This window comes from Gordonia jinhuaensis, from assembly GCF_014639795.1.
Classification (GTDB): Bacteria; Actinomycetota; Actinomycetes; order Mycobacteriales; family Mycobacteriaceae; genus Gordonia_B; species Gordonia_B jinhuaensis.
Genome location: NZ_BMGC01000010.1, coordinates 133,274 through 143,743, shown reverse-complemented (window position 1 = coordinate 143,743; position 10,470 = coordinate 133,274). Strand labels below are relative to the sequence as shown.

Annotated in this window: 6 protein-coding genes; 3 read left to right on the top strand and 3 right to left on the bottom strand. The window is 65.4% G+C overall.

Features of this window, described 5'->3' with window-relative positions; all coding sequences use genetic code 11:
* Positions 1-445 precede the first annotated feature (445 nt).
* From IEW22_RS09485 to IEW22_RS09475, 3 genes are all read right to left on the bottom strand, one after another.
* Positions 446-961, bottom strand: coding sequence for an alpha/beta hydrolase (locus IEW22_RS09485; protein ID WP_268235468.1), 516 nt, complete (start codon positions 959-961; stop codon positions 446-448).
* A gap of 48 nt (positions 962-1,009) precedes the next feature.
* On the bottom strand, positions 1,010-1,285 hold the full coding sequence (locus tag IEW22_RS09480) for a hypothetical protein (protein ID WP_188586359.1): 276 nt from the start codon (positions 1,283-1,285) through the stop codon (positions 1,010-1,012).
* Positions 1,286-1,722: 437 nt separating this feature from the next.
* Positions 1,723-3,528 (bottom strand): AMP-dependent synthetase/ligase, encoded by a 1,806-nt coding sequence (locus tag IEW22_RS09475; protein ID WP_188586358.1) that lies wholly within the window; start codon positions 3,526-3,528, stop codon positions 1,723-1,725.
* 199 nt (positions 3,529-3,727) lie between these two features.
* Between IEW22_RS09475 and IEW22_RS09470 the strand changes: the two genes are divergently transcribed.
* From IEW22_RS09470 to IEW22_RS09460, 3 genes are all read left to right on the top strand, one after another.
* Positions 3,728-5,500: a DEAD/DEAH box helicase gene (locus IEW22_RS09470; protein WP_188586357.1), complete on the top strand. Its 1,773-nt coding sequence runs from the start codon at positions 3,728-3,730 to the stop codon at positions 5,498-5,500.
* 197 nt (positions 5,501-5,697) lie between these two features.
* Complete coding sequence (locus IEW22_RS09465) at positions 5,698-6,018, top strand: rhodanese-like domain-containing protein (protein WP_188586356.1); 321 nt, start codon at positions 5,698-5,700, stop codon at positions 6,016-6,018.
* 66 nt (positions 6,019-6,084) lie between these two features.
* Positions 6,085-10,455 (top strand): AAA domain-containing protein, encoded by a 4,371-nt coding sequence (locus IEW22_RS09460; protein ID WP_188586355.1) that lies wholly within the window; start codon positions 6,085-6,087, stop codon positions 10,453-10,455.
* Positions 10,456-10,470: the final 15 nt, after the last annotated feature.

Here is a 10,470-nt window from a genome sequence, read left to right as displayed (position 1 = left end):
CGCGGCTCCGCCCTGGGCTTTCGGAACCTGACTCACTACATCACCCGCGCACTGCTCGAGACCGGCGGATTCAGACCACAACTACACCCCGGATTGTGAAGAGCCGGATAACCTGCTCCCGGAGGCAATCTCAAATCACGGGACTGGCTGAAGTCGACTGGTGAATCAGGCGATGTTGCGTTGTCGTCGCAGTCCACCGTTTCGCCGTTACCGCCGAATCGTGACGAGTCCAGTTTGGAACCGGGGATCGCATCGACGGTCTTCTGAAATAGCCTCAGCACTTCGTCTTGCGCAGCCTGTTGGCTTTTCGGAGCCAGTTTGTGGTCGGTCACCGGTACTCCTTCTGAGACATCGGATGACCCGTCGTGTGACTGGCAGGCAGCGAGCGACGCTGCTGCGACCACGGAACAGATGACCAGTACGAGTGAAACCACTGAGCGGCGCATCACTTGGCCGCGTGGTTCGGTTTGTCGCCTGCGATGATTTGTCCCATGTTGAGCAGCCCTGCACTTCCCATGCCAAAGTAGCTGGGGTGAGCCTCAATTGGGGGAACGCTGGCCCACTGCATCCAACGTGGTCCCAGCACATGCCCCTTGTCGGAGTCGACCTCGGTCGCGCTGAAGGATGGTGAACCCGGGCCGTGGTTCAATCTCGTCATGACGTTGTCATCAACGGGGCCAGGCCCTAGCGAAGTTCCCGTGGCAAACTGAGTGATGTCGTTCTGGGATGCGTAGATCGGGGCGCGCGAGTTCACGTTGAGGTCACTCGCATGGTCGGCAAGCATTCCTGGACTTCCAACCGACACCACGTGATCTGCGTCGAGGTGATCTCCCGATGTCGCAGCCGCTCCCACCATAGTGGAAGCGTAGGCATGTCCGATGACCGTATCGAGCGCGGGTGCGCGTTCATGCCAGGCGCGAACAGTCCTGGGACGGGGGGTCAAGTCCCGCTCGCGCACCATGACGGTTGCACGTTCTCGGTGATACCGGACGGGTGGCAACTACGGCCGCTACCCCTGTTCACCCGTCGACTCGATCACCACTGGGGCGCCCAGATCGCGGTTGATGAGGTTGCCATCGAAACACGGCGATGTGGCGGCCAGGGTTGGACTGTCGGCGTTCGGATACCCACGAACGACGTTGATGCCATAGCCGTCGGGCGTGGTCGCGTACCGGTTGGGTCTGGGGGCACTGTCCTTCTCGACAACCTTCCAGCCGAATGACGTCCACACGTCGCCCAGTCTCGACACGAGTGTCGAGGTGTCGGTTCCCGTGGGAACTCGCATATCTCGTAGGTCCTGGTAAGAGACTGGCGACACTTCGTCACCGATCGCGTTGTCGTCGCAGTCGGTGGTGTTGCCGTGGCCGCCGTACCGCGTTGAATCGAAGGTGGTTCCGGCCGGGAAGTGTTCGATGGTGCGTCGGTAGATCGCGACAACCCCGTCGATCGCGGCCTGTTGGCTCTGTGGCGTGCCGGACGAGGCATCGCCTTGCGAGGCTGTGTGATTCGACTGACTGCAACCTGCAGATACGACAGCGGTGGTTACAGCAGTCAAAATGCACAGAGTTGTACGCATTGCAGTGACGTGCTCCGGGATCAGTTCCTATGTGGGTGCGAGTGCCCATTGTCCACTGGAGGTGCCGCGGGGCCAGACCGGCCCGGCCCTCTGACATCTCAGCTCACCTGACACCGCCCCGCGCCCACAGTCAGTGATGCCCGCGGTCAGTGATAGAGCCCGTCGATGGCGCGGGCGAAGTCCTGGTGAATTGCCATACGGCGCAACTTGAGTGTGGGTGTCATATGACCGCGCTCGAGCGTGAAGTCCTCGGGCAGGATCGTGTACCGCTTGATCGCCTCGGCGTGCGAGACGGCTGCGTTGGCCTCGGCGATCGCCGTGTCGATCTCGGCACGGAGATCGGGATCGTCGGTCACCAAGGCCGCCGGCGTCTGCTCGGCCCGACCGTGCCGACCCAGCCACCCCGGCAGGGCTTCGGCATCGAGGGTGATCAACGCGGCGACGAACGGACGATTGTCGCCGACCACCAGACACTGGCTCACCAGCGGGTGCGCCCGTATCGAGTCCTCCAGCGGTGCCGGAGCCACGTTTTTGCCGCCGGCAGTCACGATCAGTTCCTTCTTGCGGCCGGTGATCCACAGAAATCCGTCGTCGTCGAGCTTGCCGATGTCGCCGGTGCGGAACCAGCCGTCCTGTAAGGCCTCACGTGTCGCCTCGTTGTTTCGCCAGTACCCACCGAACACCATGGGACCGTTGACGATGATCTCCCCGTCGTCGTCGATGCGCACCGCAGCGCCGTCGACGGGTCGGCCCACAGAACCGATGCGTTGGGCCACTTCGGAATTGACGGTCACCGCCGCAGCGGTCTCGGTCAGTCCGTAGCCTTCGTAGATCGGAACCCCGATACCGCGGAAGAAATGTCCCAATCGTTCACCCAGTGGTGCGCCGCCGGAGATCGCAGAGGTGCAGCGCCCACCGAGCACCGACCTCAGCTTCCGGTACACGAGCCTGTCGAACAATGCGTGGCGTGCGCGAAGCCCGAAGCCGATGGTGCCGGACTCGAGTGCGCGACTGTATTCGATAGCAGTGTCGCTGGCACGATCGAAGATCGCACCCTTGCCATCATCTTCCGCGCGTTGGGTCGCCGAGTTGTACACCTTTTCGAACACGCGCGGCACCGACAGAAGATAACTGGGACGGAACTGGGCCAGGTCGGGCAGCAGGGAGGCCAGATCATTGGTGTGGCCCAGCACGATTCCGCCTTCAACGCAGCCGACCTGCACCGTGCGCGCGAACACGTGGGCCAGCGGGAGGAACAACAGCGTCGATTCGCCTTCGACCATCACGGTGTCGAGAGTCTCTTCGACGCAACGACACTCGGTCAGCAGGTTGCGGTGTGTCAGCTCGACACCCTTGGGTGTGCCGGTCGTGCCGGAGGTGTAGATGAGCGTGGCGGGGGAATCGGCGACGGTGTTGGACAGCCGCTGCTCGAGCTGCTCGTCACCGACATCTCGACCCTGCTCGGTGAGCAGTGCCACCGCGCTCTGCGCCGGGTCCGGGGCATCGATCACCAGCGTCTCGGTCACCGATGCGACCGAGGTGATGGCGCCGGTGTGCAGATCGCGCAGTGCGGGCGTCTCGATGATCATCATCCGTGTACCGGAGTTGTCGAGGATGAACCGCACCTGATCGGGGGAGGAGGTCTCGTAGATCGCGACGGTGACCGCTCCCACCCGCCACAGCGCGTAGTCGAGAAGTGTCCACTCGTAGCGGGTGGACGACAGCAGCGCGACTCTGTCGCCGATGTCGATTCCGGACGCGATGAGTCCCTTGGCCACCGCGTCGACGTCGTCGGCGAAAGTATGTGCGGTGACGTCGGTCCATCCGTTCGTGCCGCGACGCCGGAAGGTGACCGACTGCGGTGAATCCCTACGCCGGGCGAGAACGGTGTCCACAAGAGTCGCCTTGTCGGCGACCTCCTCGCCCTGGAATGCGGTCTGGGCGTACTCCATCGGTGCCTCCCGGCGGCAGTGTGCAAGCGGTCGCTGTGGCGCACATTACATGTGATCCGGGTAACAGAATCGGATTCGACCAACTTGTCGCGGGCGTGCCGAACGCACCCACCCATCCCGCGGTCCGCAACCGCAGCCCTGGCCACGGCGGTCCCGTATTTCGCCTGTTGGCACACTCAGCGTTTAAGCTGGTTGCACAATGAGTGACACCAATGACAATTCGGGCGACCAACCCGCAGTGACCTCGCAGGATGTCACGTTCGCCGACCTCGGGCTCGACTCCCGGGTGCTGGCTGCTATCAACGACGTCGGATACGAGAGTCCGTCGCCTATTCAAGCCGAGACGATCCCGCCCCTCATGGACGGGCGTGATGTCGTCGGTCTGGCGCAGACGGGAACGGGTAAGACCGCTGCGTTCGCAGTGCCCATCCTCAGCAAGATCGATGTGAAGGCACGCACGCCGCAGGCCCTCGTACTCGCTCCCACCCGTGAGCTGGCGCTGCAGGTGGCGGAAGCCTTCGGCAAGTACTCCTCACGCATCCCTGAACTGCGTATCCTCCCGATCTACGGCGGCCAGAGCTACGGTGTGCAGCTCGCCGGCCTCAAGCGCGGTGCGCAGGTGGTGGTGGGCACGCCGGGTCGCGTTATCGACCACCTCGAACGTGGCACCCTCGATCTGTCGAATCTGCAGTTCCTGGTCCTGGACGAGGCCGACGAGATGCTGACGATGGGTTTCCAGGAGGATGTCGAGCGCATCCTGTCCGAGACACCCGACCGCAAGCAGGTGGCGCTGTTCTCGGCGACCATGCCTCGCGCGATCGGCAACCTCGCGCAGAAGTATCTGAACAACCCGGTCGAGGTGCGGGTCAAGGCGAAGACCGCCACGGCCAACAACATCACCCAGCGGTATCTGCAGGTGTCTCACCAGCGCAAGCTCGATGCCCTCACACGTGTGTTGGAGGTCGAGCAGTTCGACGCGATGATCGTGTTCGTCCGCACCAAGCAGGCGACCGAGGAGCTCGCGGAGAAGCTGCGATCCCGCGGGTTCTCGGCGGTGGCGATCAACGGCGACATCCCGCAGCAGCAGCGTGAGCGTTCGATCAATCAGCTCAAGAACGGTGGCATCGACATCCTCGTCGCCACCGACGTCGCCGCACGCGGGCTCGACGTCGACCGCATCTCGCATGTGGTCAACTACGACATCCCGCACGACACCGAGTCCTATGTGCACCGCATCGGTCGCACCGGCCGCGCGGGCCGGTCGGGGACCGCGCTGCTGTTCGTGTCGCCGCGTGAGCGGCATATGCTCCGCTCGATCGAACGGGCCACCCGTCAGCCGCTCGAGCAGATCGACCTGCCCAGCGCCGACGACGTGAATGCCCAGCGGATGGCGCGTTTCGACGAGTCGATCACCGAGAACCTCTCGTCGGATCACCTCGATACATTCCGTCAGCTCGTCGAGCACTACGCACGTGAGCACGACGTGACGATGGCCGACATCGCCGCGGCGCTCGCGCTGGAGAGCCGTGACGGCAACTTCCTCATGGCTCCTGACCCGCCTCCGGGTGAGCGGCGCGAACGCGAAGACCGTGACCGCGGTGAGCGGGGCGGTCACCGTTCCGATCGCGACCTGGTGACCTACCGGATCTCGGTGGGCAAGAAGCATCGCGTCACCCCGGGTGCGATCGTCGGCGCGATCGCCAACGAGGGCGGCTTGAGCCGTCGCGACTTCGGCCACATCAGCATCCGCGACTCGTACTCGCTGGTCGAACTGCCGCGTGATCTCGACCGGCATACTCTCGACACCCTCTGCCAGACTCGGATCGGCAAGAATCCGATCGATCTCACGCGTGATGACGGTCCGCCGCGCTACCGCGCCGGCGGGGGTCAGCAGGGGCGCCGACGCGAGGGCGGCGGTGGTCAGCAGAACCGTCGCCAGCATCCGCGGGTTGCCGGGCGTCGCCAGCGCTGACGCCACAACCTGGCGAGGGCGACAAATCGCAACCGGATTGTTATCGTTGCGTGATGGTCGCGGTCGGTCCGGCGACGAACTACTGACGTCGGACAGAGGCGGACACCGGATGTCTGCATCAGCAGAACAGCCGGTGGCGCCTGCCGACGCACCTGACGTCAGTTCGAGAAAGTATGTAAGAGGATCGGTGATCACCAGTGTCAGTGGTGAGCATTTCAGCAAGTGAAGCAGTGGAACACAGCGCCTCGGGCGATGCGGTGATGGTGGACATGCGGCCTCAGGTCGTCCGCCACCAGGGCAGCCTTCCCGGTGTCGTCGTGGTCGAACCAGCCGAGTTGTCGAGCGCATTCGCTCCGCACTCGTGCGGGCGGGTCGGGATCGACGGTTTCGACACCGAGATCGCGGTGGTGTCGGTGCCTTCGGAAGCCGAGGCCATGGCAGAACGGATAGCCTCGCTCGGGTACACCAACGTGCGCTATGTCGACGGAGGTTTTCCGGCGGTCCGTCCGCTCACCTGAGTCGCATCGTCGCCGTCTCCGTGAGTTCGGTGGTCGGCGACCCGGGGAAGCAGTCAACGGGGGTTCATGAGTCAGTCGGATGTGGGGGATGTGCGGCGGCGCCGCGTGCGGGGGCTTCTTGATCACCTCGCCGCGGTCACCGACTCGCGCACCCAGGCGGTAGGCGACGTCGACGAGCATCTGGCCGTGCTGTGGCTCACCGACCCGCAAGCGCCGGTCCGCTATCGGGCGAAGGCGCGCCCCGGTGACCGCCTGCTCAAGACGGCGCCGTTCACCGCGTCGGCCCGTGCGCTCACGGAGATGGTGCGACGGCTCGCTGAACAGCCCGAGGAGCTGGAGCTGGTGGTCGCCTCCGTGCTGGTCACCACCACACCCATGTCCGCCGACACATCCACGGCAGCGGTGCCTGGTGGCACCGACTCGGTCGCCGCAGACTCGGTCGACACCGGCTCATGCGCCCAGACGCGACGCGAACACTTACTGACCCAGCGTGTTCTGGTGTCGACCGACGAACCCGGCGCGATCACCGTGACCCTTGCCGCTGATGTGTCACCGCGCATCCACACCCACGAATACCGTTCCACGGCAGTCGATTCCGGTCCGGCGCAGATGCGTGAGACTCCTTCCCGTGATGTCGGTGACGCGACGGCGGTTCTGGGAGATGAGCGGATCGACGCGCTGAGGGCTGCGGTGTCGGCATCGGGATCGGTGGTCTCCGAGGACGTCGCGGACCTGGTCGAGGCCTGGGCGAGGGACGATCCCAATGAGCGATCTTCCATCCGCTACGCCCCGGCGCTGGTGTTGCGGCGCCGCGACGAGGGCCGGATGCTCGACTATCTGGAGCAGATGCGCGATTCGGTGGCCGGTGTCGATTCCGAGGTCCCGTTGGGTCTGGCGCAGTTGGTGGAACCGGTCGAATCCGCGGAGCGGGTGTACCGGCTGGAGTCGATCGGCGCCACGCCGCCCGAGGAGTTCCTGGCTGATCCACTGCTCCCGCTGCAGTCCAATGCCGAACAGCGTGAGATCTTCCGGCGCCTCGCCGTCGACAGTGGTGTGGTGGTCGAAGGGCCTGCGGGCACCGGCAAGACGCACACCATCGCCAACCTGCTCACCGCTCTGCTGGCCACCGGTCAGCGGGTGCTGGTGGTGAGCGAGAAGGCACAGGCCCTTGAGGTCCTGCGCGACAAGCTGCCCACCGATCTGCGCGGACTTGTCGTCGACATGACCGACCCGGGCCGACACGGCTCGTCGGCGTTCGCCGGTTCGGTGGCAGAGATCGCGGGGCGTAAGGCATCCCACCAGCCCGATGCGCTCGCGCGCGAGATCGCCGAGTTGCGCGACCGCCGCGACCAGGCGATCGCGCGTCGTGGGCGGGTGATCGCCGACATCGTCGATCTGCGCGCGTCCGAGACCGTCGAGCACACGGGAGTCGCCGACGGCTACAGCGGAACCGCCGCCGGAATCGCTCGCGCTGTCACCAGGGCCAGTCACAGCTACGACTGGCTCCCGGGACCGCTGGAATCCGCGGCCCCGCCACTGGATCCGGGGGAGTTCGCCCGGCTGACAACACTGTTGCGCCAGCGCCGAGCCGGCGCGCCCGACCGGCTGTCGCAGTCTCTCTTCGCTCTCGATGAGGTGCTACCCGACTCGGTGGAACTCGACGAGATCTGTGAACGGATCGCCGCGTCACCGACCGAGCCGATGGTGGGAGCCGGTTCGCTGGTGTCGATTCTGTCGGGCGTGGAGAGTGCTCGGCTACTCACGCTCAAGCAGATCTGCGACCGACTGGCCGTGATACTCGCCGAGATGCCCGGTGACGAAGCGGCAACCCGATTGGCAGACAGTCTGCTCGCCGGTGAGTCGGGGTACCTGTGGGAACGCACGGGTGCGCTGGCGGAGCTGATCTCGGATGCCCGCACCCGGGATCGTCGGATCGGCACCCGTTCGGTGGAGGTCCACAACGCCGGAACCGGCGATGCGGAACTCTTCCTGAGCGCCGCACAGTTCCTGCAAGCCGGCGGCGCATGGCGCTCGCGGTTCCGGAGATCACCACAACAGCGTGCACTCGAAGAATCCGGAGTGGTCGCGACGGTCAACGGTCAGCGTCCCACCAATGCCTCCGCGCTGCTTGCGGTCGCCGATCACCTGTCTGTCCTCGAAGCGGCCCAGACCGCTCAGTCGGTTCTCGCCGACGTGGGTATCCCGCTGGAGGCCAACGGTTCTCGAGCCGTGCAGCTCGACGAACTGATACGCGTCGACGCGCAGCTGCGGCGGATCGCCACCCTGGTCGACGGACGCGACGAGCTGGTCCGTGAGCTCAGCCGGATCACCCCGGGTGGCCCCCGACCGCGAAGTGTCGCCGAACTGACCGACGTCGCCCGGCAGACCGGTCGGGTCGCATCGGCACGCGATGCCGTCCTCGCCCGTGATCGGCTCGACGAGCTGATCGCCGAGTTGGTTCCGCGCATCGATGCCGGCCCGTCGCCCGAAGGGGACGCACTGCTCACCGCATTGCGGGCCGCTGACGCCACCGCACTGCGCGAGGCTCGGCGCGACTGGCATGTCGCGCTCACCGAGCGCGACAACCAGGGCGCACTGGATCTACTCGAATTGCGTTTGCGCAGTGCGGCGCCCGCATTGCATCGAGCGCTGGCCGACGACCCTGCCGACGTGCGCTGGGATGTGCGGGTGGCCGACATCGAGGCCGCCTGGGCGTGGCGACGGGCCCACCAGTGGGCGTCGCACCGCTCCGATCCCACGCGTGGTGCGCACCTGCAGGCGCAGCTCGATTCCGCCGATGCTGACATCGCCGGGCTCACCGCCGATCTCGCCACCACTAGTGCCTGGCAGAAATGCCTGGACCGCATGTCGGTGGCCCAGCTGCAGGCCGTGCAGTCCTACCGGGATCACATGATCAACGCCGGCAAGGGATCGGGCAAACACGCCGGACGCTTCCTGCGTGGTGCGCGTGAGGCGATGGCCACCGCGCGAACGGCGGTCCCGGCGTGGATCATGCCGATCTCGTCGGTGCTGGTAACCATCCCGCCACAACAGAATTCGTTTGACGTGGTGATAGTCGACGAAGCGAGTCAGGCCGACATCTCGGCGACCTTTCTGCTGTGGCTGGCGTCGCGCATCATCGTCTTCGGCGACGACCGTCAATGCGCCCCGGTCACCGCCGGCTCGACACGACTCGACGACGTCTTCGCATCACTGGATGCCAACCTCCCCGACATGCCGGGGTATCTGCGCGACAACCTCACCATGCGGTCGAGTCTGTTCTCGTTGCTGCGCACACGCTTCGGCCACACCGTCCGGTTGCGTGAACATTTCCGGTCCATGCCCGAAATCATCGGATTCGCCAGCGGGCAGTTCTATTCCGACTCGCCGCTGATCCCCGTACGTCAGTTCGGCGGCGACCGCCTCGACCCGCTGAAGACGGTGTACGTGCCCGGCGGGCTCGCAACGGGCGAGGGATCGGCATTGATCAACGAGGCCGAGGCGACGCAACTGGTCGAGACTCTCCGCGTCTGCCTCGACGACCCGCGCTACGCCCAGATGAGCGTCGGGGTGGTCGTGCTCCAGGGACAGGGGCAGGTGGATCTGATCGAGCGGATGCTGCACTCGGTTCTGACCGACGACCAGTGGCAACAGCATCGCGTCCGGGTGGGCACACCGCTGGACTTCCAGGGCGATGAGCGCAACGTGGTCTTCCTGTCGATGGTGATCGGCGCCGATCGAGATGCCGTGGCACTGACCAGAAATGAGTCGCAGCGACGCATCAATGTGGCAACCACCCGCGCGATGGACCAGATGTGGCTGTTCCACTCGGTGTCACCGGACGAGCTCAAACCGCACGATCTGCGGTTCTCGCTGCTGTCCTACATGCTCTGGGCGCCGCGCCAGCTCGTCACGCGCGCGCAGCGGGTATCTGCCGACGAACGGGTGGAACCCTTCGCATCGGTCTTCGAACAGCGAATCTTCAACGACCTCATCGACGCCGGGTATCACGTCGAGCCGAAGTTTAGCGTCGACAACCTCACGATCGATCTGCGTGTTGTCGGCGCCGACGGTCAGATGGGAATCGGTTGCGACGGCGACGAATACGTTCACGGACAGGCTCAGATCTCCGCCGATGTCGCTGCCGAATGCGAGCTGCGGCGCTGCGGGTGGCGATTCTGGCGGGTGCGTGAATCCGACTATCTGATCGACCAGGCGGGTGCGCGCACGGAGATGATCGCGACGCTGATCGCGTGCGGCGTCCACCCCCTCGACAGGGTCGCGCCGAGTGAGGGCAGTAGCGTCACGCCGAGCGAGGGCAGCGGGCCGGAGATGCCGGAAGCGGCCGAGCCCGGATCGGAGGGCCGTCCGGCCGCTGATCTCTCGGCGACCGAGGGACAGTGGATTCCGGTGGAGTTGGGCTCCGACGACGACTGATCCCCTCCGAGACGA

Coding starts and splice junctions, on each gene's coding strand:
- IEW22_RS09485 (WP_268235468.1), bottom strand. CDS start 961: ATGGTGCGCGAGCGGGACTTGACCCCCCGTCCCAGGACTGTTCGCGCC.
- IEW22_RS09480 (WP_188586359.1), bottom strand. CDS start 1,285: ATGCGAGTTCCCACGGGAACCGACACCTCGACACTCGTGTCGAGACTG.
- IEW22_RS09475 (WP_188586358.1), bottom strand. CDS start 3,528: ATGGAGTACGCCCAGACCGCATTCCAGGGCGAGGAGGTCGCCGACAAG.
- IEW22_RS09470 (WP_188586357.1), top strand. CDS start 3,728: ATGAGTGACACCAATGACAATTCGGGCGACCAACCCGCAGTGACCTCG.
- IEW22_RS09460 (WP_188586355.1), top strand. CDS start 6,085: ATGAGTCAGTCGGATGTGGGGGATGTGCGGCGGCGCCGCGTGCGGGGG.